The sequence below is a fragment of the Variimorphobacter saccharofermentans genome (genome assembly GCF_014174405.1).
Classification (GTDB): Bacteria; Bacillota; Clostridia; order Lachnospirales; family Lachnospiraceae; genus Mobilitalea; species Mobilitalea saccharofermentans.
Genome location: NZ_JACEGA010000001.1, coordinates 1,741,652 through 1,766,656, shown reverse-complemented (window position 1 = coordinate 1,766,656; position 25,005 = coordinate 1,741,652). Strand labels below are relative to the sequence as shown.

Annotated in this window: 23 protein-coding genes; 2 read left to right on the top strand and 21 right to left on the bottom strand. The window is 39.3% G+C overall.

Annotation, left to right across the window (positions count from 1 at the left end; genetic code table 11):
• Nucleotides 1–17 precede the first annotated feature (17 nt).
• From H0486_RS07710 to H0486_RS07610, 21 genes are all read right to left on the bottom strand, one after another.
• On the bottom strand, nucleotides 18–1,064 hold the full coding sequence (locus tag H0486_RS07710) for an OmpA/MotB family protein (RefSeq protein ID WP_228352446.1): 1,047 nt from the start codon (nucleotides 1,062–1,064) through the stop codon (nucleotides 18–20).
• Nucleotides 1,057–1,716 (bottom strand): motility protein A, encoded by a 660-nt coding sequence (locus H0486_RS07705; protein WP_330594458.1) that lies wholly within the window; start codon nucleotides 1,714–1,716, stop codon nucleotides 1,057–1,059. The genes H0486_RS07710 and H0486_RS07705 overlap by 8 nt, the downstream gene beginning before the upstream one ends.
• 198 nt (nucleotides 1,717–1,914) lie before the next feature.
• Nucleotides 1,915–2,106 carry a flagellar FlbD family protein gene (locus tag H0486_RS07700; protein WP_228352444.1) on the bottom strand — a complete coding sequence of 64 codons (192 nt, stop codon included), beginning with the start codon at nucleotides 2,104–2,106 and terminating at the stop codon, nucleotides 1,915–1,917.
• A gap of 256 nt (nucleotides 2,107–2,362) precedes the next feature.
• On the bottom strand, nucleotides 2,363–3,901 hold the full coding sequence (locus tag H0486_RS07695) for a flagellar hook protein FlgE (protein WP_228352443.1): 1,539 nt from the start codon (nucleotides 3,899–3,901) through the stop codon (nucleotides 2,363–2,365).
• Nucleotides 3,902–3,932: 31 nt separating this feature from the next.
• Nucleotides 3,933–4,328, bottom strand: coding sequence for a TIGR02530 family flagellar biosynthesis protein (locus tag H0486_RS07690; RefSeq protein ID WP_228352442.1), 396 nt, complete (start codon nucleotides 4,326–4,328; stop codon nucleotides 3,933–3,935).
• A gap of 57 nt (nucleotides 4,329–4,385) precedes the next feature.
• A complete protein-coding gene (locus H0486_RS07685; RefSeq protein WP_228352441.1) occupies nucleotides 4,386–5,273 on the bottom strand; it encodes a flagellar hook assembly protein FlgD in 888 nt (295 codons plus the stop codon).
• Between the two features lie 33 nt (nucleotides 5,274–5,306).
• On the bottom strand, nucleotides 5,307–6,788 hold the full coding sequence (locus tag H0486_RS07680) for a flagellar hook-length control protein FliK (protein ID WP_228352440.1): 1,482 nt from the start codon (nucleotides 6,786–6,788) through the stop codon (nucleotides 5,307–5,309).
• 108 nt (nucleotides 6,789–6,896) lie between these two features.
• Nucleotides 6,897–7,673 carry a MotE family protein gene (locus H0486_RS07675; protein WP_228352439.1) on the bottom strand — a complete coding sequence of 259 codons (777 nt, stop codon included), beginning with the start codon at nucleotides 7,671–7,673 and terminating at the stop codon, nucleotides 6,897–6,899.
• On the bottom strand, nucleotides 7,673–8,134 hold the full coding sequence (locus tag H0486_RS07670) for a flagellar export protein FliJ (RefSeq protein ID WP_228352438.1): 462 nt from the start codon (nucleotides 8,132–8,134) through the stop codon (nucleotides 7,673–7,675). Before H0486_RS07670 ends, H0486_RS07675 begins: the two co-directional genes overlap by 1 nt.
• Complete coding sequence (fliI, locus tag H0486_RS07665; protein ID WP_228352437.1) at nucleotides 8,131–9,438, bottom strand: flagellar protein export ATPase FliI; 1,308 nt, start codon at nucleotides 9,436–9,438, stop codon at nucleotides 8,131–8,133. Before fliI ends, H0486_RS07670 begins: the two co-directional genes overlap by 4 nt.
• 37 nt (nucleotides 9,439–9,475) lie before the next feature.
• Nucleotides 9,476–10,246 carry a FliH/SctL family protein gene (locus tag H0486_RS07660; RefSeq protein ID WP_228354392.1) on the bottom strand — a complete coding sequence of 257 codons (771 nt, stop codon included), beginning with the start codon at nucleotides 10,244–10,246 and terminating at the stop codon, nucleotides 9,476–9,478.
• Between the two features lies 1 nt (nucleotide 10,247).
• Entirely contained in the window at nucleotides 10,248–11,264 is a 1,017-nt protein-coding gene (fliG, locus tag H0486_RS07655) for a flagellar motor switch protein FliG (protein WP_228352436.1), read from the bottom strand.
• A 12-nt stretch (nucleotides 11,265–11,276) separates the two neighbouring features.
• Complete coding sequence (locus H0486_RS07650; protein ID WP_228352435.1) at nucleotides 11,277–12,872, bottom strand: flagellar M-ring protein FliF C-terminal domain-containing protein; 1,596 nt, start codon at nucleotides 12,870–12,872, stop codon at nucleotides 11,277–11,279.
• Between the two features lie 121 nt (nucleotides 12,873–12,993).
• Entirely contained in the window at nucleotides 12,994–13,305 is a 312-nt protein-coding gene (locus tag H0486_RS07645) for a flagellar hook-basal body complex protein FliE (RefSeq protein WP_228352434.1), read from the bottom strand.
• Between the two features lie 14 nt (nucleotides 13,306–13,319).
• Nucleotides 13,320–13,757, bottom strand: coding sequence for a flagellar basal body rod protein FlgC (gene flgC / locus H0486_RS07640; RefSeq protein WP_228352433.1), 438 nt, complete (start codon nucleotides 13,755–13,757; stop codon nucleotides 13,320–13,322).
• Nucleotides 13,758–13,879: 122 nt separating this feature from the next.
• On the bottom strand, nucleotides 13,880–14,269 hold the full coding sequence (gene flgB / locus H0486_RS07635) for a flagellar basal body rod protein FlgB (RefSeq protein WP_228352432.1): 390 nt from the start codon (nucleotides 14,267–14,269) through the stop codon (nucleotides 13,880–13,882).
• Between the two features lie 308 nt (nucleotides 14,270–14,577).
• Nucleotides 14,578–15,354, bottom strand: a complete 777-nt coding sequence (codY, locus tag H0486_RS07630; RefSeq protein ID WP_228352431.1) for a GTP-sensing pleiotropic transcriptional regulator CodY — start codon at nucleotides 15,352–15,354, stop codon at nucleotides 14,578–14,580.
• A gap of 281 nt (nucleotides 15,355–15,635) precedes the next feature.
• The gene (topA, locus tag H0486_RS07625) at nucleotides 15,636–17,693 is read right to left on the bottom strand and encodes a type I DNA topoisomerase (protein WP_228352430.1); all 2,058 of its coding nucleotides are present in this window, start codon (nucleotides 17,691–17,693) and stop codon (nucleotides 15,636–15,638) included.
• Between the two features lie 149 nt (nucleotides 17,694–17,842).
• Complete coding sequence (gene dprA, locus H0486_RS07620; protein ID WP_228352429.1) at nucleotides 17,843–18,967, bottom strand: DNA-processing protein DprA; 1,125 nt, start codon at nucleotides 18,965–18,967, stop codon at nucleotides 17,843–17,845.
• Between the two features lie 3 nt (nucleotides 18,968–18,970).
• Entirely contained in the window at nucleotides 18,971–20,524 is a 1,554-nt protein-coding gene (locus tag H0486_RS07615; RefSeq protein ID WP_323163539.1) for a YifB family Mg chelatase-like AAA ATPase, read from the bottom strand.
• A gap of 90 nt (nucleotides 20,525–20,614) precedes the next feature.
• Nucleotides 20,615–21,442, bottom strand: coding sequence for an AraC family transcriptional regulator (locus H0486_RS07610; protein ID WP_228352428.1), 828 nt, complete (start codon nucleotides 21,440–21,442; stop codon nucleotides 20,615–20,617).
• A 125-nt stretch (nucleotides 21,443–21,567) separates the two neighbouring features.
• Between H0486_RS07610 and H0486_RS07605 the strand changes: the two genes are divergently transcribed.
• Both H0486_RS07605 and H0486_RS18680 read left to right on the top strand, forming a co-directional pair.
• Entirely contained in the window at nucleotides 21,568–24,681 is a 3,114-nt protein-coding gene (locus H0486_RS07605; protein ID WP_228352427.1) for a glycoside hydrolase family 2 TIM barrel-domain containing protein, read from the top strand.
• Entirely contained in the window at nucleotides 24,590–24,997 is a 408-nt protein-coding gene (locus H0486_RS18680) for a PRC-barrel domain-containing protein (RefSeq protein WP_334298880.1), read from the top strand. The genes H0486_RS07605 and H0486_RS18680 overlap by 92 nt, the downstream gene beginning before the upstream one ends.
• Nucleotides 24,998–25,005 lie beyond the last annotated feature (8 nt).

Genomic DNA, 25,005 nt, shown 5'->3' with positions numbered 1-25,005 from the left:
TGTGTCCTCCTAACCATTTATTTTCCGCTATACTCGTTATATATTCTGATTTCAATTCTTCGATTTTTCGCTCTGCCTTCAGCGGTCTTATTGCTGCTTATTGGTTCATATTCGCCTCTACCTGAGTATTTTAGAATTTTAGGATTGATATCACACTCTTCGATTAAAAATGTTGCAGCATTTAACGCTCTGGCAGAAGATAACCAGTTGTTATTCACATATTGTGAATTATTTATAGGAACATTATCCGTATGACCTATTATTTCAACTGTATAGCCTTCAAAGTTCAGGAGTATATCACCGATCTTTGCTAGTATAGGCTCTGCCACTTTTTTGATTTCAGCACTACCGGAATCGTATAATACATTCCCCTTTAACGTTAACTGTACATATTGGTATTCAGGATCAATGTTTAACTCAACATAATCATCCAGTTTATATTTTTCTGTTAAATCAGATACCTCATCATACATTCCGGCTGTAATAGTTGCCATTTCTGCTTGAAGTTTCTTAAGTGCTTCATCCAGTCCAATATCTTTTTCATCTTTCTTCTTGTCCTGATCATCCGCTGCGCCATTGTTTCCTTGAGCATCAGGCTTATTCTGATCACCATTAATTCCAGAGCTTCCTTGACTATCCTGGTCGGTTCCCTGATTACCTTGGTTTGGCTGAGAATCCTTGGCGCCTTCAGCTCCCTGATCACTTTGGTTTCCCTTAATACCTTCTTCTGTATTCTCAGGATTTGTGGGATCAAAATCACCTTCATTTTTTATCTTTGATTGATGAGATTCTCTACCCATAGTCTGAAAATACTTATCAAGCTCATTCAATTGTGCAACTCCGGATGAAATCAGCTGCCCAGTTCCTATAGCAGAACCTCCTCCTTCAAATATCCCATAAGAATTTGCCATCGAGATAGATATCTGTTCGAACTTTGCTTCATTCACATCGGACATGGCAAAAAGCATAACAAAGAAACAAAGAAGTAGATTCATTAAATCTGCAAATGTATTCATCCAAGGGGCATTCCCACCTGATGGAGCTTCTTGTCTCTTTCTAGCCAACGTTTTCACCGCCTTCTTCCTTCATAGCCGTTCTGCGAGCAGGTGACAGGAAGGATTTTAATTTTTCTTCGATGACTCTCGGGTTTTCACCGGCCTGAATGGATAGAAGTCCCTCTACCATAACTTCCTTTATCATGATTTCTTTTGTATTATTGGCTCTAAGCTTAGTTGCTACAGGAATACTAATCCAGTTTGCTAGAACTGATCCATAGAAGGTGGTAACTAAGGCTACCGCCATATTCGGACCAATTGCTCTCGGATCATCCATCTCATAAAGTAGGTTGATCAAACCAATCAGGGTACCAATCATACCCCAAGCAGGTCCCATGGCTGCCAGTGAATCCCAGAAGCCTACCGTACTGGAATGTCTTGATTCGATACAGTTAAGCTCTGTCTCGAGAATACTACGTACCAACTCAGGGTCCGTACCATCGACAATCAGTAAGACTCCCTTTTTTAAGAATTCATCATCGATTCCATTCGCTGCTTCCTCCAGTGCCAATAAGCCTTCCTTTCTGGCAATATTGGATAAATCAATAATCGTATGGATGGTTTCCTCCTCAGTCGATGGTAATACCTTAAGTATTAACGAGAAGCTTCTTATATTGTTTAAAAAGCCCCTTAGGTCTGGTGACATCGTAAGTACACACATAAATGAACCACCGAAGGTAATTAAAATCGATGAGGGATCATAAAAATGGTTCAATGTCTCTAACAAATTCTCTTGTCCAAATATAATACCAAATATAACTATGCAAGCACAAAATATAACACCTAAAATTGACGCTATATCCAATTTTTCCACCTTCTATCCATGTTTATTTTTCATAGCAAGTTTGTTACTTTTGTCCTACAACTCTCGACTAAATATTTCTTTTTTGTATAATATTACAAGATTTCTGACCTCTTGTCTACTTTCTTTTACAATTACTTTATTCCCAGATGTTAAAGTAATCACTGTATCCGGAGATTCTTCCACCTTCTCAATTAAATCTGCATTAATGATCAGCTTCGTATCATTTAATCTGGTTACTTCAATCATTTTTGACCCCCTTTATTATACTAATAATCTATATCAACAAAACCCCACCCAAGTTCTCATCCAATACTTCCCGACATCTTTGTATGCCGATATAATTAAGTTTTACTCTATCGGATTCTATAAAATCGCATCTATCCTCTGGAGTTTTATATTGTTATCAAGACAAGCATTCTTCTTTTATAAAATAGGTGGCAGCCTCAACTGCCACCTATCAATACTGACATATGGCAAACCCTATTCATACATCAGCCCTGTGTTATCTCTTTAAGTTGATCAGTTCTTCCAACAAGGTATCAGATGTGGTTATTATTCTTGAATTAGCTTGGAAACCTCTTTGTGTTGTAATCATATCCGTAAATTGTGCAGATAAATCTACATTCGACATTTCCAAGACACCTGTCGTTAAACTGCCACCTCCTGTGGTAGGATCCTGTCCGATCCCATCAAAATCTCCTGAATTTTGTGTTGCTCTAAACATACTATTACCAACCGCTTCTAAGCCTGCTGGATTTGCAAAAGTTGCTACTGCGATCTGTCCTAAAAGACGAGTATCACCATTATCATAGGTTCCATAGATCTTACCGGAGCTGTCAATACTTATACCGGTCATATTACCTACTTTCTTACCTCTTCCGACACCATTAAAGTCACCTTTTGTTGCCTCTATTGAAGATTTTCCGCTATTCGCAAACATTGTCATCTTCGAAAAATCGATGTTGATTTCTTTAAACGGATTAGCACCGTCCCCTGCATCAGCTCCTACTAAGAACTTAATGCTCTTATCTGTCGAACCATCATCACCAATACCAATAAACTCACCGGTTTCTGGATTGAAAGTAAGGATCGGTCCATCACTGCTAAAATCAGGCCAAACAACAATATCCTTATCATTTTCAGCCTCTGTATTAATCTCCGGTGTATATTCTGTATCACCAATTCTGAATGATATTCCGGTTTCCTGTATTTCGGTCTCACCAGTCTCAGCATCCGTTACTGCTTTTTTATAGAAGATAGATTTACCAGTTACACCATCCTTAATATCTGTAATACCAACCCGATAGGTATTGGTTGCATCAGCATCCTCTATTCGCCAGAATCTGAGATCAGCTGTATAACTGTGTCCAAGACTATCATAAAACTCAATTGTTCGAATGATACCGGCATCCGTTCCCAACTGTGTATCCTTGCTGTCAATATTACCGGACAGGTACATCTCCGTTGTAGCTTCCGGCTTTGCATATAGATTTTCCGCTGACATAATCCGTAATGGTGATACCGTATTAGCAACTGTTTTGGTCGGATCATCCGGATCAACCTGCCATCCCATGACGGCTGCGCCGGAAGGGGTACATAGGTTACCAACAGCATCAATATTGAATGAACCCGCTTTTGTAAAAAGATTCTCTCCACCATTATTTACTATAAAGAACCCTTCTCCTTCGATCATAACATCAAATGGATTATCCGTTCTTTGGGAAGCACCCTGTGCTGTTATGGATGCTGTAATCGATGCCACGCTGGATCCAAGACCAATCTGCATCGCATTTCGACCGGTTCTTCCTGTTTCTGCATTCGGTCCGGATGCAGATTGTGTAGTCTGATAAAATACATCTGAAAAAGTAACAGAACTTGATTTAAATCCAATTGTATTTACATTTGAAATATTATTACCTATAACGTCCATTTTTGTCTGGTGAACTCTTAAACCCGACACACCAGAGAATAATGCTCTCAACATAACTTTTTGACCTCCATTTTTAATTTGGTAATCATCGGTATCCAATCTGTCAGTCATGGATACGAAAGCCTCCATAAGGTCCGGCTTGTTACATGATTACTGCTCCATCAATGTTCGTAAATACCTTATCTTCTCCATCGTTAACAGCGGTGATTACTGTGTTATTCTTAACATTTACAATGAATGCAAGATTGTCAACCATAACAAGAGACTCTTGAATTCCCTTTTCACCGGCTTTCTTGGCACCTAATTCCAAGCGTTCAATCTGTTCATCCGTTAAGTCAATATTACGACTGGCTAATCGTTCATTCGCATGTCTTGAGAATTTTAATTCTCCAGACTCCCCAACTGCCTGAGTTTGCTTCAGAACTTCACTAAATGGGATGCCAATGTTTTTCTTATTCACCGAACTGTTGCTTTTTCCGGCATTCAGTTGTTGTGTCATCTGCTCTATTGACGGGTATTGATTTACCGGAATGTTCATCTCTATCACCTCGCTCTACAAGAATATCTCTGTACCGTTGGTCATCTTTTCATTAGATTAGGTATTACCTGCGGTATCGTTGTTATTCTCGGTTGTATTATTGCCCTCGGTTGTATCATTTCCTTCGGTCTTATCATTTCCTTCGGTCTTATCATTTCCCTCAGTCTTATCATTTTCCTCGGTCTTGTTTTCATCCTTTTCTTTTTCAATGACTGCATTTTTAACCGTAAGAGTTATTCTATCACTTACAACCGTCTTATTTGCATCATTAAAACCAATGATTACCGGATAAGTACCGTTCTCCAGACCTGCTAGAGCTTCCTTCTTAATGGTTACCTTATTACCTTTTAACTCAACCAAATCAGGATTTACAACAGCTCCGTTGATAATAATAGCAACGCCCGTAGCAACCGTATCCCCTTCACCAAGCTTTACTTCAAAGGTTTTATCTTCCGGTTTCTCACCATCATAGGTCATCTCAACCTTACCTTCAACTCCAGGCAATCCCTTTTCAAAGATATAGAAATCATCCAGAACGGTATCCAGCTGATCCATATTATACAAACCACCATTAATGGATAGCTTGGCCTTATTCCCGGACATTACTACGTAATCAACTCTTCCCTGTATGTAGTTCACATTACCATTCAGAGATTCGCCCTTCACGATAACTTCTTTTCCTACAAGACTAAATGCCTGAGAATTCGTTGAAGTAGTACTGATATTCTGCATCTGCTCTAACTGTGAAAAAGTTGCCAATTGAGCAATATACTCAGTATCTGTACTTGGATTTAGTGGATCCTGATATTTCATCTGAGTAACCAGCAATTGCAGAAAAGCTTCTTTTCCAAGTTCATTACTTCCTCTTTTTGAGTTAGTCTTCGTACTACTTGTATTTGTTTCAACTACTTTTCCGTCTTTGACTGGTTTCACTAAATTTGACATGCTTGTCCTCCTTTCCTAAATTGATATTGTAAATTAAGCAGTGTAGTCAATTTGACTTCCCAAGGTTCCTATAATGCTCTCAGGCTCAAGATCACTTTCTTCCTCCTCGGACATTTGTATTGCCTCGTCAAAGGTAATTTTCTTTTGAGTCTGATTACTCTCACTGGTATCAGCCTGATTGCCAGAACCATTCTGGGTCGCCTGATCAAAAGCATAGGTGCTGACTGAAACCTCGATTGCTTCAACCTTGAGTCCCTGTTGATTTAATGTTTCGCGTAACATAGGAAGCTGACTTTCAATCGCTTCTTTACTCAATTCACTTTGTACAACAAACTGTGCTGTCATTACACCATTTTTAGACTGTACTGTCAGATTGACTTTTCCCAGATTCTCCGGGTTCAGTTGCAATTGCATCGATGTTTGATCCGGTTTGATGGATACTTTTATTCGTTCGATAATCTGATTTGCGATCTGCCAAAGATCATTTACTTGAACAAGATTACCGGACGCATCCACTTGAACATTCTGTGAGGCTTGAACCAGTTTCTCAACAAAGTTTTGAAATTGCCCGGAAGATGTCAGATCATCCGATTGCTCCCGTTTTGTGTCTGTCTCGGTACTAATTTCATTGAATAGGGAACTATCCTGTGAATTATCAGTCTGGTTCTCATTAATGCTTCCTTCTTCTGCTGGCTCCTTCGAAATCGTTACCGTCCTTACAACATCAGTGGATTCCGTATCCTTAGCAGTATCAACCTTCTTTAAAGCATCATCCTCTTTGGATAAATCAAACTTATCTTCTTTCGAAGTGACTGACTCATCATCCATCTCTGTCTGAAGCATACCAGCTTGATTCATAACATCCTGCATCTGTTCTCTCGTAAGCGGAATATTAAATTCTTCAACCACCGAATTCACTGCTTCCAATAGCAAGTTCATTGTATCAGCAAGACTTTCATTTGTGATAAATGCCAGGAAATCATTTTCCCCGTATGCTATCAGTACCAGCTGCTGTAAATTCTCCGGTAGAAGCAAGTCTGCCATACTCATTGCTTGTTGAGCCAAGAGCTGATCAAGCTCCTCCGAAGTGATATGTAAGATGTCCATAACCACTTCTCTGATGGATTGAAGCAATGCGGCAATCTCAGCTTGCAACTCTTCATTCTCTGCAATATCCTCTGCTGCTATATCGGATGAGTCTGTTACTTTCTCTTTATTCATCTGTGCATTGCTTTCTTGCACTGGTTTTGAATCCTTTGTATTAGCAGTCTGATCCTTTTTCACATCGGATACAGAGGAGCTTTTATCTGAGTTATACTCGCCCTTAGTATTTGCAGAAGAATTATTAGATGCAGCGGATTGTGTATTATCATTGGCTTGCTGTGCATTCTTTATATTATTGTCAATGATTTGATCAAATCCACTCGCTGCTGTCTGCTTCCCCTTGGTATCTGCACTTCCGGACGATATTCCGAAAACTCTGGCTGTTTGCGTCATCACGCTCTGCGTCGTCATCTTTTCCCTCCTTTCTTCAAGGTCTGCCTTTTTACAGCCTCTCTTTTTAGCAATCCATAATACTTCCGATTGCTTACTCTATTACAACAAGGATATCCTTGTAGTAACCTACTGTGCTAGCCTTTCCGCATCCATATCCAACATCTTTTTCGTAATCTTTGCGGCTACAACACTATCCATTTCAGCTAGAATTTCAGCACTTTCTTTCGGTTTCATACTGAGTAAAATTTTTGCAACAGATTCCACGTCAGCTGTCATAGTTCCCAGAATTTCTGCTGCTGCTTCAGGATCCATATTTTTATAGATATTCGCTTTTTCAACAATTGCATCAGAGTATTTTAACTGTTCTATTACCTGACGGTATACAATTTCTGCATTTGTAGGATTAATCTGCTCATAATATTTCTTGTACTCCTCAATATCCGGCGCCGCCTCGGCAAATACTACATTTTTATCAAATTCCCTTACTCTCTCTTCAAATGCAAGCTGATTCTCTTCAAACACCTTCAAGCGTTCTATCTCTGCTTGAAGTTCTGAAATTTTAGCGCTACTGTCAATACTGTTCTGAGTCATCTCTTCAATGATCAGCTCTAACTCTTCAATTTTAGCCACTGCTTCCGGTAAGGAATTATACTCAAAATTATTTTCTTTCGCTATCTGTACATCGGATACCTCTGGAAGAACTCGGTTAATAATAGGAACATCCTTTAATATCGGTCTCAATACTCCGGATCCAAAACCGCCCACATCAAGCTTAATTAATATGGCAAATATTGCGAGCCAGATAATAACTATGAGAAGAGCTATTAATACGGTTAATATTTTATTACCCTCATTTACCTCTTGATTATTATTCATATCGCCGGCTTTGTTCTTCTTGGCCATTACATATCCTCCTCATCCAGCGTAGGACTGCTATAGTGAAAGCTATTTCGCTCATCGACTTCCTTGCGTTCCTCAGCATCAAACTCCAGCAGGTATTCTTCCCATGCTTTTTCTTTCAAACGCTCCTGAGTTTTCCGCTCTACCATAGCGTTATTTAATCGAATTCTTGCGACCTCCAATCTCTGGGCGGCATTCCTAACTACGGTAGTCTGCTGTTTTATATTCATATTCATAATTTCGATTGATTCTTCACAATGCTTAATCTTAAGTAAATCCAGTTTATCTGATCGTAATAATCGAAGCTCTTCCTGGAAGGATGCTTTTTTCTGATGCATCTGTTCCAGCTTCTCTTCCTCCTGTGTAAGCTTAAGTCTGGCATTGCCATAAGCTATTTTCGCCTGCTCTTCTAATTTACACTTAATTTGAAGCAGGTTTTCCATACTATATCGAAATTTTTTCATTCTTCATTAAATATCCCCATCAACATCTCGATTTCCTGATTAAAATCGAATTTATCGTCCACATCCTGTTGTAGAAATGCATTAACTTCCTTTATTTTTGTTATGGCATAATCGATATCCGGATTGGAACCACTCTTATATGCTCCGATATTAATCAAATCCTCTGCATCCTGATAGGTAGCCAATACATTTTTTAATTTTCCGGCCGCCGTCTTATGCTCCTTTGATACAATGGAACTCATACAACGTGAGATACTTTGAAGTATATCAATTGCCGGATAATGGTTCTTATGTCCCAGCTTTCTGGATAACATAATATGACCATCTAAAATACTTCTTGCTGTATCTGTAATTGGTTCATTAAAATCATCACCATCCACCAATACAGTATAAAGACCGGTTATAGATCCATGTGCCGAATTTCCGGCACGCTCTAATAGCTTTGGCATCTCAGAATATACACTGGGTGGATATCCTCTGGAAACCGGTGGTTCGCCTGAAGCTAATCCAATTTCTCTCTGTGCCATCGAAAAACGAGTAAGTGAATCCATCATTAAAAGTACGTCCTTACCCTGATCCCTGAAGTACTCAGCTATAGCTGTTGCTGTCTTAGCTGCCTTCTTACGGATTAATGCTGGTTTATCAGATGTTGCAATAACCAGCACGGAACGTTTTAAGCCCTCTTCTCCAAGATCTCGTTCGATAAACTCTCGAACCTCTCTTCCTCTTTCTCCGATTAGTGCTATTACATTAATATCTGCTTTTGTATTTCTGGCAAACATACCGAGTAAGGTACTCTTTCCTACTCCACTGCCTGCAAATATTCCAATTCTTTGTCCCTTACCAACTGTTAGCATTCCATCAACAGCTTTCACTCCAAGTGGTAATACCTCATCAATAATCTTTCTTTGTAAGGGATCCGGAGGTGCTGCTTCTGCCGGATAATAGCTACTGCAACATAAGGTGCTCTGATCCAATGGATTACCTAATCCATCCAATGCTTTTCCCAGCAGATCTTCTCCGACTGGTACTTTAAAGGCCGTCCCAGAGTTTTCTACAAGACTACCAATACCTACTCCTGTCATATCGTCATAAGGCATTAACAGGATTCGATTTTCACGAAAGCCTACTACCTCGGCAATCTTCTTTTGACCATCTCCGGTAATATAACATATGTCATTCAGGTTTGAATCCGGTCCGGAAGCTTCAATTGTAAGTCCGACCATTTTTACGACTCTACCTATCTCCTGCTCATATGATTTATCCAGCAGTTCTCTGTATTTATCCAAATCAATTGAAAACATTGTTACCTGCCTTTTGACTAAGTATTATAGTATCGAATTATATTCCACCAAGTAATTTTAAATCAGTTAGTAAGTTGCTTAATTGTACATCCAGACTGCAATTAATTACACGGGTACTCGTTTCTATCAAACATTGGTTCTTCGACAATTCTGCATCTTCTGTAATGTACAGTGGTACTTCGCGTTCTAGAATACCTAAAAGTAGACTTTTACGCTCAGCAACATATTCATAATCTTCCTTTGAAACCCTGATTGTGTACTCGTCACTCTTTTCCATCTTTTTCAAGGCACTATCAATCAGATGAAGAATTACCTCTGACCGATCCTGTACCATTATTCCGGTTATCTTTTCTATCAAGGACGCCATAATCTCCACAATCTGAGGTTCCAGCGCTTCCATCATATCATCGTATTCTTTTTTAAGTTTCTTCGCCAGCATATCGTATTCGGCTTTCTGCTTCTGGAGTTCCTGTTGTCCCTGTAGAATTCCATCCTCGTAGCCCTTTTTCTGTGCCTCGGCGTACGCTTCTTCCTGAATCTGAAGTGCTTCCTGTCTCGCCTGCTCAAGAATTGCATCTGCTTCCTGCTTTGCACCCTCAAGAATTTGTGAAGCTTGCTCCGCCATTTCTTCCTGGGAAGGAAGCGCTTCCACTACCACTGCCTGTAGACCTTCCACGAATTCGCCATCATTCGGAACGGGTTGTAAGACTTTTGCTCTTTTCATTTGAAGCTCCTGGTCCAACTTCAGATGTGTATCAATCGTTTTCTTCGCTTCCTCATCATAACGAATCGTATAAGCTTTAATCATATTAGACAATGATTTCGTCACCTCCGCCTCTGGAAATAATAATCTCAGAGGAATCTTCAAGTTTTCTGATAATATTAACAATCTTCTGTTGAGCTTCCTCAACATCCTTCAGACGCACAGGACCCATGTATTCCATATCTTCCTTAATCATGGATGCTAGACGCTTGGACAGGTTATTAAAGATAACATTCTGAACCTCATCATTCGAACCTTTAAGAGCAACTGCAAGCTCATTGTTATCCACTTCTCTAAGTACTCTCTGAATGGATTTATCATCAAGACTAAGAATATCTTCAAATACGAACATCTTCTTACGGATTTCGTCTGCCAATTCAGGTTCTTCAATTTCCAGTGTCTCCATAATATGTTTCTCAGTACCGCGATCCACTGTATTAAGGATTTCAACAATATTGTCGACACCACCGACAATTGTGTAATCCTGATTTACTAAAGAAGCAAGCTTTCTTTCCAATACCTTTTCCACTTCCTTGATTACATCTGGTGAGGTACGATCCATTTGAGCAATACGTTTTGCAACATCTGCCTGTTTATCCGGAGCCAGAGATGAAATAATCGTAGATGCCTGGCCTGGAGATAAATAGGCTAAAATCAAAGCGATTGTCTGAGGATGTTCATCCTGAATAAAGTTCAACAGCTGTGAAGCATCGGTTTTTCTGACAAATTCGAACGGACGAACCTGTAAAGAAGCTGTAAGCTTTCCGATAACATCCTTTGCTTTGTCTGCACCAAGTGCCTTTTCCAACAGTTCCTTTGCATAGGAGATACCACCTTCCGCAATATATTGCTGAGCCAGGCAGATCTCATAAAATTCATCCATAACCTGGTCCTTCGTAGCCGGTGATATACTTCTTGTATTTGCGATTTCAAGGGTTAAGGTTTCTATCTCATCCTCTTTCAGATGTTTGAATATACTGGCAGAACGTTCCGGTCCCAGGGATATTAGTAGTATCGCTGCCTTTTGTATTCCGGTAATCTCACCGCTATTTCCTCTTGCCATAATACGTTCCCCCTACTCCCATTCTTCGTTAAGCCAATTTCTTAATAACTGTGCAACCGCTTCCGGTTTTTCATCCACAAATTTCTCTATCATTCTGCGTATCTCAGATACCTCGTTAAAGTCAATATCTTCAATAGACTGGTTCTCTTTCGTAGTAGCTAATAACTGTTCTACTGATAATTCCGGTTCCAGTTCGGTAACCTCCACCGGTCGTATGCTTCTAAAGATTACGAACAGTAATAATGCTACAATCAGAACAGTTAATATAATCTGCAGATAATCTGATAAAGTTCTGATTTGCTCAGCCTTTGGCACAAATACCGGCTGTTCATATGCCATAATCTGAATATTATCTTCTGCAATACCGGTAGCCTTCGATACCATGGTTACTATCTCCGGATCAATCTCAGCTTTCCTGCTTCCGTCATTCTGCAAAGCATATTCTTCAAACGTTATATCTTCTAAGGCGCCTTCCAATTCCATATCTTCTTCTTTGTAGGTTATTACTTTACGAAGAACAATACTAATCGTTGATTTTTCAGGAATAATTGCGCCTACTTCGAATTCCGTATTTGTTACTCGCTCGTTGGGGAGATAATCGTACTCCTCGATTTCTACGCTTCCGTTTGTAGAGGTGGAATCCTGAACCATATAATCCGTTTCATCATTGGATGTGGTACCCGGAATTCCTCCTCCTGAGGATCCTGCATTCTCCGATGTATAAGTATAACTGTGACCGTATACACCTTGGTCCTGCCCTTCAGCCGGAAGATATTCCGTATACAGTTCAGTCACTTTATCCATATTAAAGGTTAAATTGGGCATGATTTCAACATCATCATAACCACTCTTTATTAAGCCCATATAAATATTATTAATAAAGGTATTACGAAGACGTTCTTTAAAGTCTTCATTTGAACTGGCGCTTCCGGAGTATAAATCCTGGCCTCCGCCATACAAGAGATTACCGGCTTGATCAGCTACTTTAATCTTCTCCGTAGTACTATTACCCAAAACAGAGGCTACCACTTCAGCAATTGTCTCTGCCGTCTGGATTTCGAAATCATCATTGACGGTCAATAATACACTTGCACTAGTTTCCTTTGCTTCCGTAAGAATTGAATTGCTTGCTTCTTCAGGAATATAGTAAACCTGTGCATCATCGACACCTTCCATGGTTTTAATATAATTCCGTAACTGATTTTGCATATACAGATTCAGCTTTAGCGTACGATCACTGTTGGTCGTGCTAAGGCTGTTATTCAGAAGCTCATCAACGGTAATACCAGTTGTTGGCATATCGTTGCTGGCTAAGAGTAATACTGCATCTGATAAGCTTTTGCTTTCTACCGATACAGTTAAGGTTTTTTCATCATATCTATAAACGATCCCTTCCTCTTCCAGAAGGTCAACCACCTGGCTTGCTTCTTTTTGACTTTCGCAAACTCGTAGTACTTCGTATTCCACTCTCTGCATTAAGAATATAAGTAATGCAAGTGCTAAAACCACAACACATACGATGCTGATGATAATTGTCTTTTGCTTCTTCGTATACTTATTCCAAAGTTCTAAAAGCTGCTTTGGTAATTGCTTCAATCTTTCTGCCATTAACCCGTACCTCTCTGCGTATATTTATCGTTTGCAATAATGCTTTATTGCAAACTACTGCAGTATACCCCTAAACGAATGCGATAGAAAGTACGCTTTACGAACTTTCTATTGTCATGAATTAGAACTGCAGGTTCATTATCTCCTTATAAGCATCCAGTACGTGATTACGAACAGCAACCGTATACTGCAATGCCAAATTTGCTTTTTGCTGAGCTACCTGCAGGTCATGTGTATTATCATTTAACCCAAGTGCATAAGCTGTTTCTGCCTCTTCAGCTGCGTTCGTATATTGGTTGGTCTCCTTTACCATGTTTACAGCAGCCTGAAACATATTCTCAAAAGCTTCGGTTCGGTTTCCCTTTGCCGATGATGCTGAGTTAATACCATATTTACTGAATTCTGATAAATTACTAACTGAAACAATGTTCATGATTTACCCTCCGATTATTTTCCTACTTCCAAACCTTTTAGCGCCATACTCTTCGTAGCATTAAATGCAGTAACATTGGCTTCGTAAGATCTTGTTGCATCTATCAAGTCTGTCATCTCTTGTACCGTATTGACATTAGGATAGGATACATAGCCATCCTCATCCGCATCTGGATGGGACGGATCATAAACCTTACGCATTTCGGTTTGATCGTCTTCAACAATCCGAGTAACCTTTACACCATTACCTGCTGTTCCAGCTGTCTTCATAAGGATATCACCAAATGGAGTAACATCCTTTTCAGCAAACACCACTGTTTTACGTCTATAAGGATTACCATTGACATCACGGGTCGTGTTAACATTGGCTATATTCTGAGAAATAATATCTAATCTCAATCTTTGAGCAGTCATACCGCTCGCACTGATATTCATTCCATTCATAACTGACATAGTAAAAATCCCCCTGCGTAACTTTGTTATAATTATCCCTGCTATAGTTATTATAAATTACCCCACACAACAGATTAGTAAATGACGGGATGTATGTTATCAAATGTCATTCATCTGTTGATTTATCTAGCTGAAAGAACCGTTTTTAATCGGCTGAATTCTTGAGTCATAGAATCTAAAAGTGCATAGTAGCGTATCTGATTCTGAGCCAAATTAGCTGATTCTGTATCAATATCCACATTGTTACCATCCATTCGATAGCTTAATGTAGCATTGTCAGTATACACAGTTGCATCAAGTGTATTTAATTTAGCATTTGCAACACGCTTATCTAAAGAATTATCCCCCAACAGCGCGGACATTAAATACGATTCAAACTGTACATCTTTTCTTTTATATCCGGGTGTATCCACGTTCGCAATATTATTCGAAATTACTTCATTTCTCTTCCAGCTGGCATCTGCCGCTTTATTCAGTACATTGATGTAATTAAATGCATTGGAACCAATCATACTTACACTCCTTTCAATATATTATTAATTATAATAAACATTTGAAAAAACACAAGATATATTTGCAAAAATAGTAGAATTGTACTACACCTTGTAAAATTATACGAGTAATTAGCGTAATTGATACTATACGAACAGGAAATTTAGTCATTATTACTCATATTTTGTCATATGAAAGAGCGCAAAACTCCATTTATGACCTGTTGCACCATAAAATTACACAATTTTTTTCGACATTTTCCAGTAAAAAACAATAAAAGGATTCATGAGAATATACCCTCACAAATCCTTTTGTATTAAAACTCCATCTATTTCTGGCTGTTTAGATTTTTCAATTCATCAAATACTACATCATTTAAAACTCTGATATAAGTACCTTTCATTCCGGAGGATCTGGATTCAATCACTCCTGCACTCTCAAACTTTCTTAATGCATTCACAATTACCGAACGAGTAATACCAACGCGATCAGCAATCTTACTTGCAACCAAAATTCCTTCATTCCCGCTAAGTTCTTCAAATATATGAGTAATCGCCTCAAGCTCGGAGAAGGAAAGCGTGCCAATTGCAGATTTTACTATCTGAACCTTTCGGTTCTCTTCCGCACTCTCCTCATTAACGGAGCGCATCATCTCTAGTCCAACAACAGTAGTACCATATTCACTTAATATGATATCGTCTATCGTATACGAACTTCCATTCTTATATAGGAATAAGGTACCTAATCTCTCCCCCGCGATATCAATGGGTGTTATAATTGCCTCATAAGTATCCACATTATCAAATTCAAATCCAAGAGTCCTTAGGTTAACATTTTCCTTTGTAGATAATATATTCAATAATCTCTCATTTAGTAATGAGTCTATGTGTCTTCCAACAGCATCCTTAATTAATTCCTTGATTTCAGTGATATCATTGCGGTTTTTGACCCCAAGTACTTTTCCTTTACGACTGATTACGAGTACATTGGACATCAGAATATCACTTAATACTACACAGATGTCATTGAAAACAACCTTATGCGAGTTATTATTATGCAACAGATTGTTGATTTTTCTTGTTTTATCAAGTAACTGCACACTCATGAAACCTTTCCTCCCAGTTCTTATCATATCCCCTTTAGCCTTCCAAATATATAAACAGCTTTCAACAGGATGCCTAATTGGAAGAAGGTAATGCAATTTATGATTGTAATTGTATTACCTTTTCAATCTTATCACATATTATTCTTAAAAACAATAGCATTTTCGTTGTTTTGACACACATTTTTATAAAATACATTACTATTTTGTCCAATAAGTAAAATATTCGGAAAAAGTATCAATTCTACTATCGAGCAGGAATACAAGATTCCTGTCTATTCATTTTATGAATTATTAACTACATTACCGCACTTTTCATTCATGCAGACCAGCTTATTTCCCTTCTCCAGCATAACACTATTACACTTTTGACAGCGTATACTGGAGGGCTTTTGCCAACTCATAAATTCACATTCCGGATTATTCACACAGCCATAATATTTTCTGCCTTTTTTTGTTTTGCGCACAACAAGCTCCCCATCACATTGCGGGCAGGATACTCCGATTTTTTCAAGATATGGCTTTGTATTTTTACAATCAGGGAAACCGGGACAGGCAAGGAATTTACCGTGAGGTCCATATTTGATTACCATATTTCTACCACAAAGGTCACAGATCTCATCTGTTACCTCATCCTCAATTTGAATCTTATCCAGCTTGGAATGTGCACTTTGTACTGCTTCCTCAAGATCCGGGTAAAAATTACTGATTACGGTCTTCCAGCTTACGGTACCATCCTCTACACAGTCCAATAAAGACTCTAGGTTCGCTGTAAAGTTCACATCAACTATACTTGAAAAACCACATTTCATAATATTATTCACGGCTTCTCCCAATTCGGTTACATATAGGTTCTTATTTTCTTTCGCAACATACCTTCTTGAGATAATCGTGGTAATAGTAGGTGCATAGGTACTTGGTCTTCCGATGCCGAGCTCCTCCAGTGTTTTTACCAGGGATGCTTCTGTATAATGTGCAGGTGGCTGGGTAAAATGCTGACTTTCCTTTAGTTTAAGGAGCTTCAGTTTATCACCTTCCTGTAAGGTATCAAATGCCACACCACTGTCATTTTCCTCTTCCTCATCCGGAGTATATACACTCATAAAGCCCTCAAAAACCAGCTTCGAAGTGGAGGCTGTAAACCGGTACTCATTCGCATTGATTTTCATGGTTGTTGTTTCATATTTCGCTGATTGCATTCTACTGGCCACAAAACGTCTCCAGATCAACTGATATAAGCGATATTGATCCCTACTGAGAGATTCCTTAATTTCATCGGGAATATACTCAATATAAGTAGGACGAATCGCTTCATGGGCATCCTGAATCTTCTTTCCAGATCGACCCTGATTTTGCTCAGTTGCCACATACTCTTCCCCATACTTTGTTTTTATGAATTGTCTTGCTGCCGCATCTGCTTCATCACTGATACGGATGGAATCTGTACGTAGGTAAGTAATCAAACCTACGGTTCCATGACCTTTGATATCAATTCCTTCATAGAGCTGCTGTGCAAGCTGCATCGTCTTCTGAGTAGAAAAATTAAGGTTTTTCGCTGCCTCCTGCTGTAAAGTACTAGTAGTGAACGGAAGCGGAGACTTTCGGATACGTTCACTTTTCTTAATCTCCTGAACTACAAAGGCTGCGTTCTCTAACTGCTTCAGCACTTCGTTCATCTCTGCTTCGTTACGAATTACCTTCTTAGCATTGCTAAGCTTAGCAATCAGAGGCTTTTTCTTTCCTTTTATCTCAAACTCTGCCTCCAGATTCCAATACTCCTCTGGTACAAATGCATTGATTTCGTCTTCTCTATCACAAATTATACGTAATGCTACTGATTGCACTCTACCAGCACTAAGTCCGCGTTTTACTTTAGCCCAAAGTAACGGACTAATTAAGTAACCCACCATACGATCCAGCATTCTTCTAGCCTGCTGTGCATTCACCAGGTCCAAATCGATGGATCTTGCTTGCTTTATGGATGATTTCACTGCATTCTTGGTTATTTCATTAAATGTAATTCTACTAAATTCCTTGTCGTCCAGCTTCAAAGCTTGTGATAAATGCCAGGAAATAGCTTCCCCTTCCCGGTCAGGGTCAGTAGCAAGGTATATTTTATCCGACCTCTTAGCTTCCTTACGAAGCTTGGCTAGCAAATCACCTTTTCCCCGAATTGTGATATATTTAGGTTCAAATCCGTTTTTCACATCGATGCCCAACTGACTTTTAGGTAAATCACGGACATGTCCGTTCGATGCAAGGACCTCGTAATTCGTTCCCAAAAACTTTTTTATCGTTTTCGCTTTTGCTGGAGATTCTACTATAACAAGATATCTTGGCATATTGATGTCTCCCTCATTTCATTCTGTAGATCTTTATCTCAGTCGGAGAAGACTCCCACTATTCTCGAGATACACTCGGATCAATTCGTTCAAATTGCCTTTGAACTGTTTGGATATCATTCACCTATTATATGCTATTTGAAATGCGATTAATTGTGTAATGCATAATAATTCTTCATAGTCTGTTTAATAAATCCACGAAGCTCCAGAATTAATAGCTGCTCCATCAAGCGATCCATTGGCAGACCCGTTCGAATAGCTATTTCTTCTATATGCTTCGGTTCCAAACAAAGAGAAGCATACACTATTTTCCCATCCGATTCAAGAATTTTATTATTTTTTTTCATATTTACGTCATCCAAATGGTAATTTGGTAGCATTTCTTCTAGTATATCCTGTGGCGTTGTTACTAATTTTGCACCCATTTTTATTAAATTATTACATCCCTTACTCAGGCTGTCCGTAACTTTACCGGGAACCGCATAAATATCCTTTCCCTGCTCAAGTCCCATATCCACTGTTATAAGAGATCCGCTTTTTTCATTTGCTTCTATAACAAGAATTCCATCTGAAAGCCCACTTATAATTCGGTTCCGCATAGGGAAATTTCCCGGAAATGGCTGAATTCCCGGTGCGTATTCGGATATAATACCTCCTCTGCACTGTATATCCATATAGAGATTAATGTTCTCCTTCGGATAACATATATCAATCCCGCAGCCCAAAATACCATAAGTAATCCCGCCGGATTGTATGGCTCCCTGGTGAGCATGTGCATCAATGCCTCTGGCAAGGCCACTGATTACGCCAATCCCTTCTGTTGAAATGGCTCCTGCAAGGTACTTAGCCATCTCTCTTCCGTATGGAGAGCAGTTCCTGGAACCAACTACCGCAAGAAGCTTATCACTCTTATCCGGTAACCTTCCTTTATAATATAATGCATAGGGAGCATCATATATATTACGTAATTTTTCCGGATATTGTTCCTCCTCCCTTGAAACAAAATATATGCCATGCTGTTGTAATTTATTAAAGCTTTCATGGATTGCTTTTACATTTCTCGAAATAATAATACGATTAATATCGATATCACGCATTTTTATTCCTGAATTCACGCATATCTCCTGGAATTGCAATAGTTCATGTTCTGAAGCCTCAAATATTCTTTCTGCAGTCTCAAACACTTTAATAAGAAGATTTATTTTTCGCACTCCGAAATTGGGGATGTTGGCCAGCCAATAACGATATTCCTGGAGTGTCAGTTTATTCTCCATCGCTTACTCCCCCCAGTACTTCTGATCTATACTACGATAACATATGGCTTCACTGATATGTTTCGACTTAATTTTCTCACTTTGATCGAGATCTGCAATGGTTCTTGCAACTTTTAGGATTCGATGATACGCTCTTGCACTTAGGTTCATCTTAATAAAGGCTTCTTCCAGTAAGGACTGTTCCTTCATATCCAGCATACAATACTTCTTAATTGTACGAGGAGTCAGGCCGGAGTTGAAAAAGAAATTCTGTCCGCGATACCGCTCAAGCTGTATCTGACGGGCAAGACTGACTCTTGTTCTTATCTCTTCAGAGGTTTCCTGTTTATCCTCCACCTGAAGTTCCTTATAAACCATTGGTAACGCTTCAATACATATATCAAACCTGTCTAATAAGGGTTGAGAGATCCGGTTTAAATAACGCTTTACCGATGGAAGGGAGCAATTACATCGGTTCCGATCTGGATAGTACCCGCAACTGCATGGATTCATGGCCGCTACCAGCATGAAATCTGCTGGATATCGGTAGGATCCATTTAATCTGGCTATGGTTACTAAGCGGTCCTCAAGAGGCTGCCTGAGTACTTCAATCGTTTCCTTCTGAAACTCAGGAAGTTCATCTAAAAAAAGTACACCCAAATGCGCCAGGCTGATTTCACCAGGCTTAGGATTTCTTCCTCCACCTACCAACGCCGTTGTCGTGATGGTATGATGAGGACTGCGAAAGGGACGTTTGGTGATTAACGCCTGATTACCCATGAAACCGGCTATACTATATATTTTAGAAATCTCAAGACTTTCTTCAAAGGTTAATTCTGGCATGATTGTGGGAATTCGTTTAGCCAGCATGGTTTTTCCTGCACCCGGAGGCCCGATCATCAACAAATTGTGCATACCGGATACTGCAATCTCTATGGCACGTTTTGTTGCTTTCTGACCAGCCACTTCACTAAAATCAATTCCATTGCTGATATCAATACTCCGGAATAAAGAGTTGATATCAACATATTCCGCGGAGATACCTCCGCTTCCGTTGAGAAGTGCAACCGCTTCACTTAACGTAGCTACACCATAAGTCTCAATCCCCTTTACTACTGCACCTTCCTTTGCATTTTCCTTTGGAACGATGCACTTAAGAAACCCATTTTGCTTCGCAGCATTTACAATGGGTAACACACCATTTACCTTATTCACATTACCATTCAAGCTGAGTTCCCCGATAATCAGAACACCTTTCAGATTGTCTTCGGGAAGATGGCCAAAGGCCATTAGAATTGAAATTGCAACAGGCAGATCGAAGGCCGTTCCTTCTTTTCTAATATCTGCCGGTGACAGATTGACTGTAATACGCTTTGCCGGAAGCTTATAACCAGAATTCTTTAACGCAATTCGCACTCGTTCTCTTGCTTCCTTCACCTCGGAACCAAGGTATCCCACCATATCAAAGATTGGTAGTCCATCACTGACATCTGCTTCAACGGAGACAATGAGACCGTCAATCCCATGGATTGCTGCACTATATGCTTTACTGAACATATATTGATTTACTCCTTTCATTGTCTCTCCCACAATGAAGGAATCATTTGCTTAAAGGTAGTATAGCAAAGGTGGTGAAATCTGGCAAGAAGATTATTATGATTTCTAGGACTACTCCTTTACCCAATATCTTCGAAACTGATTCGGAGAACAGCCCTCCTGTTCACGAAATACCAATCCAAAATAACTCACATTATGAAAGCCCGCTTCATATGCGATATGCTTGATACTTTTATCCGGATAATTAATCAGCCATTCCTTTGCAGCACTGATCCTACAGCGAAGAATATATGTAAAGGGACTCATATTATAAGTCTTTCTGAAGATTCTACATAAATAGGAGGGCGAGATCTCTGCCATTGCTGCCAGCTGTTCCAGAGAAATATCCTCTTGAAAGTTCGTTTTTATGTATTCTATTATATTATTTAACTTATTTGTCAGCTGTGATCTGTTCTCCATATTAATCGCTTCGCAAAGGCTATTAATATTCGTTAAAAAACTATATAAAATACCTGAGGCTTCCAGTATATTGTTTGCACTTTTCACCGAAAGTGTCCGGAACAGCTTATTATAATAGAGATGAAACTCTTCCATGTTATTTATTCTAAACACTTCATAGTTCTTAAAATTGATTGCATTTAACAGAGCACCTACTCCTGTTCCCATAAAAATAATCCACTTAATAGACCAGGGCTCCGAAAGAGGGTAATATTCATGGGGAATATCAGGACAAAAGAAAAATGCCATTCCTTTTTCAATGAGATATTCTTTACCGTCCAATAGCAGTCTTCCCACTCCGTTTTCACATATTGCAAGATGATAATTCGGGAAGCCACCTTTTCGTATAACATGATCCTGATACTCTTCAAATCCTACTCCAGTAACGTATACCGGTAAGGCAATATCTTTTTCTGTTAGTGATGAAAAAATCCGATTCATTTTATCCTCCAAGTTGTTCAATATAATGATATATTATCAAAATATTAAGATTGATTCAAGGCTTATAGCAAATGTATGATATCAATATAATAACACTAATGCTGTATATGAAAGGAGTTACTAAAATGGAGAAGTTGATATATACGCCTCCTGCAAATGGGTATCCCGAATGGAATAATAACCCTGAGATTACTCATCTAAACCGTATGGATGCTCATGCTGTGCTAATGCCTTTTGACACTCTTCATGAGGCTTTAAATGCAGACCGTAGCGCATCACGCTATTATAAGACACTAAATGGCATGTGGAAATTCCAGTTTTCTAAAAATCCTGAATCAAGATGTGAGAACTTCTATGAAAAGGACTTTGACTGCAGTGCCTGGGATGAGATAAAGGTTCCTTCTAATTGGCAGCTACAGGGATATGACTACCCTCAGTACACAAATGTAATATATCCCTGGGTTGAATCAGAGGAATTGACTCCGCCCTTTGCGCCGACAAGATATAATCCAGTGGGCTCATATATCAGAACTTTTACTGTGCCCCGGGAATGGAACGGACAGCCGGTTTACCTTAGCTTTCAGGGAGTGGAATCTGCCTTCTACGTATGGGTTAACGGTGATTTAGTCGGTTTTAGTAAGGATTCCTTTACCCCCTCGGAATTTGATATTACCCCTTATTTACAACCAGGTGAAAATAAACTGGCCGTAGAAGTATACCGGTGGTGTGATGCCAGCTGGCTTGAGGATCAGGATTTCTGGAGATTAAGCGGTATATTTAGGGAAGTATATCTTTACTCTACCCCCAATTATCATATATATGATTATTTTGTTACAACAGAGTTGGATGATTACTATCTTGATTCCCAGCTTAGAATCAAAGCAAAAATAACGAATTATTATGAAGCAGCCTGTGATAGTATTATCGTGGAAGCACAGTTATATGACCGGCAGCAGGAAGCCGTACTGATAGATCCACTCCGACAGGTTGTGAATCTATCAGAGAAAAAAGCGGATAACATTGAACTCCTAACAACAGTAACGAATCCGTTAAAATGGAGTGCCGAGCACCCGAATCTGTATACTTTGGTATTGTGCTTAAGAAATCAAGATGGTAGTCTGATTGAAAGCATCAGCTGTAGGATAGGCTTCCGTAAGTTCGAGATAAAAGACGGACTAATGAAGCTAAATGGAAAAAGGATATTGTTTCTAGGTGTGAATCGCCATGAGTTCAGCTGTGATAAGGGACGTGCCATTGATAAGGAGGAAATGATTACGGATATTCATCTTATGAAACAGCACAACATCAATGCAGTTCGAACCTCTCATTATCCCAATCAGTCCCTATGGTATGATCTATGTGACGAATACGGTATCTATGTAATCGATGAGACAAACCTTGAAACACATGGAACCTTCCAATCCTGGAGTACCGAAAATGAAGAAAATAATGTACCCGGCAATAAGGCTTGTTGGACGACGGCTGTTCTGGATCGCGCAAATTCCATGCTGCAGAGGGATAAGAACCACCCCTCGGTTATTATCTGGTCTCTGGGGAACGAAGCCTTTGCCGGAGAGAACTTCATCAAAATGCATGATTTCTTCCGAGAGAATGATCCCAGTAGAATTGTACATTATGAGGGTGTCTTCCATTTTAGAAAATATGAAGCTGCTTCTGATATAGAAAGTCAGATGTACACGTCACCAAGAGATATAGAAATTTATGCCAAGAATAAAGACAGCAGAAAGCCATTTATTCTTTGTGAATACAGCCACTCCATGGGTAATTCCACAGGTAATCTCTATTCATACAGAGAGTTATTTGACAAATATCCAATTCTTCAAGGCGGCTTCATATGGGACTGGATCGATCAGGCAATCAAAACAGGAACTTCAGAAGGCATCGAATATCTGGCATATGGTGGTGACTTTGGCGATAAGCCAAATGACGGTAATTTCTGTGGGAACGGACTAATATTTGCAGATCGAACGATTTCACCTAAATTATATGAAGTAAAGAAGTGTTATCAGCAAGTGAGCTTTTATCCCGTGGATTTATCCCTGGGAACCATCCGAATTGAAAACAAATCCCTATTTACAAACCTAAGTGATTATGAGCTTGTCTGGAAAGTATTAAAAAACGGCATACCAGTAATGAATGGCTCCCTTAGTATCGAACTGGGACCAGGGGATACTAAGGATGTGACCCTACCTATTGGTAAATACATTGCGAAGGATTCTACGGAAGAATACTTTTTAGATGTAGCCTTTCTATTAAAGACAGCTACCAAATGGGCGGAAAAAGGTCATGAAATAGCATTCGAGCAATTCAAATTACCAGTTGAGTTAAAATATACCGCAAACTCTACCGTTTCATATCCTGATATGGAAGCTGCAGAATATGACCACATATTCCGGCTCTCGAATTCAATATTTACCATTGCCTTTGATACTACCACCGGGGTTATGGTCTCATATTGCTATAAAGGAAATGAACTGATTGAAGAAGGTCCTTCTCCAAACTTCTGGAGGGCATATACGGATAATGACAAAGGAAACCACCTACCCACGCGATGTGCTACTTGGCGGGAGGCATCTAGTAAAAGAAAGCTTCTCTCCTTCCTGTCGGAGGTGAATAAGCAAAAAGCCGTTGTTACCCAGCTATTCGAGCTTCCCACATCGCAAATCTCCACTTGCAAAATAATTTATACAATTTTGAGCGATGGGCATATCCATATTACTCAGGAATTAATCCCCGGCAGCAATCTCCCGGAAATTCCAGAGGTGGGCATGCTTATGAGACTTAAAGAGAGTTACGATAACTTTAGCTGGTATGGAAAAGGTCCTCACGAGAACTACTGGGATCGGTGTCTTGGTGCAAGGGTTGGCGTTTACTCTGGAAAAGTACGGGATCAGTTTACTCCCTACTTAAGGCCCCAGGAATGTGGCAATAAGACAGAGGTCAGATGGACCAGATTTACCAATGATCATGGTGTCGGTATTGAAATCAGTGGATTACCTGTTATTGAGGTGAATGCTCTTCCTTATACTCCATTTGAACTGGAAGAAAAGGATCATACATATCTTCTTCCTCCAAGTAATAAGGTAGTAGTAAGAATCAATTATAAACAAATGGGCATCGGCGGAGATGACTCCTGGGGAACACGGACACATCCAGAATATACTCTTTATTCGAATCGCTGCTACACCTACTCCTATTCCTTCAAAGGTATTGAATAATATACACGTTCTCAACGGATGCGCATATAATAAACCAAGAATAAATATGGGTGATTATATGCGCATTTGTGAACTCAGGGAAAAGGAAGTAATTAATTGTAGGGATTGTGAACGACTCGGTTATGTTAGCGATATCGAATTTGATATATGTACGGGGCAGATAACCCATATTATTGTTCCTGGTCCTTGTAGGATATGGGGCATTCTTGGTCGGGATCATGAATACGTAATTAGTTGTTGTAATATCAAGCAAATTGGAGTTGATATCATATTAGTTGATGTCGATGCAGAAAAATGTTTGCTAAAGTGTATTTAACATTCAAT

Coding starts and splice junctions, on each gene's coding strand:
- topA (WP_228352430.1), bottom strand. CDS start 17,693: ATGCCAAGATATCTTGTTATAGTAGAATCTCCAGCAAAAGCGAAAACG.
- H0486_RS07650 (WP_228352435.1), bottom strand. CDS start 12,872: ATGGCAGAAAGATTGAAGCAATTACCAAAGCAGCTTTTAGAACTTTGG.
- flgC (WP_228352433.1), bottom strand. CDS start 13,757: ATGTCAGTTATGAATGGAATGAATATCAGTGCGAGCGGTATGACTGCT.
- H0486_RS07645 (WP_228352434.1), bottom strand. CDS start 13,305: ATGAACATTGTTTCAGTTAGTAATTTATCAGAATTCAGTAAATATGGT.
- H0486_RS07685 (WP_228352441.1), bottom strand. CDS start 5,273: ATGTCAAATTTAGTGAAACCAGTCAAAGACGGAAAAGTAGTTGAAACA.
- H0486_RS07670 (WP_228352438.1), bottom strand. CDS start 8,134: ATGAAAAAATTTCGATATAGTATGGAAAACCTGCTTCAAATTAAGTGT.
- H0486_RS07695 (WP_228352443.1), bottom strand. CDS start 3,901: ATGACTGACAGATTGGATACCGATGATTACCAAATTAAAAATGGAGGT.
- H0486_RS07675 (WP_228352439.1), bottom strand. CDS start 7,673: ATGGCCAAGAAGAACAAAGCCGGCGATATGAATAATAATCAAGAGGTA.
- H0486_RS07610 (WP_228352428.1), bottom strand. CDS start 21,442: ATGAATCGGATTTTTTCATCACTAACAGAAAAAGATATTGCCTTACCG.
- H0486_RS07705 (WP_330594458.1), bottom strand. CDS start 1,716: ATGTGTGTACTTACGATGTCACCAGACCTAAGGGGCTTTTTAAACAAT.
- dprA (WP_228352429.1), bottom strand. CDS start 18,967: ATGGAGAATAAACTGACACTCCAGGAATATCGTTATTGGCTGGCCAAC.
- fliI (WP_228352437.1), bottom strand. CDS start 9,438: ATGTTTTCAATTGATTTGGATAAATACAGAGAACTGCTGGATAAATCA.
- H0486_RS18680 (WP_334298880.1), top strand. CDS start 24,590: ATGACTCCTGGGGAACACGGACACATCCAGAATATACTCTTTATTCGA.
- H0486_RS07660 (WP_228354392.1), bottom strand. CDS start 10,246: ATGATTAAAGCTTATACGATTCGTTATGATGAGGAAGCGAAGAAAACG.
- codY (WP_228352431.1), bottom strand. CDS start 15,354: ATGAGTGTGCAGTTACTTGATAAAACAAGAAAAATCAACAATCTGTTG.
- fliG (WP_228352436.1), bottom strand. CDS start 11,264: ATGGCAAGAGGAAATAGCGGTGAGATTACCGGAATACAAAAGGCAGCG.
- H0486_RS07690 (WP_228352442.1), bottom strand. CDS start 4,328: ATGAACATTCCGGTAAATCAATACCCGTCAATAGAGCAGATGACACAA.
- H0486_RS07615 (WP_323163539.1), bottom strand. CDS start 20,524: ATGAAAGGAGTAAATCAATATATGTTCAGTAAAGCATATAGTGCAGCA.
- H0486_RS07680 (WP_228352440.1), bottom strand. CDS start 6,788: ATGACGACGCAGAGCGTGATGACGCAAACAGCCAGAGTTTTCGGAATA.
- H0486_RS07700 (WP_228352444.1), bottom strand. CDS start 2,106: ATGATTGAAGTAACCAGATTAAATGATACGAAGCTGATCATTAATGCA.
- flgB (WP_228352432.1), bottom strand. CDS start 14,269: ATGATTGGTTCCAATGCATTTAATTACATCAATGTACTGAATAAAGCG.
- H0486_RS07605 (WP_228352427.1), top strand. CDS start 21,568: ATGGAGAAGTTGATATATACGCCTCCTGCAAATGGGTATCCCGAATGG.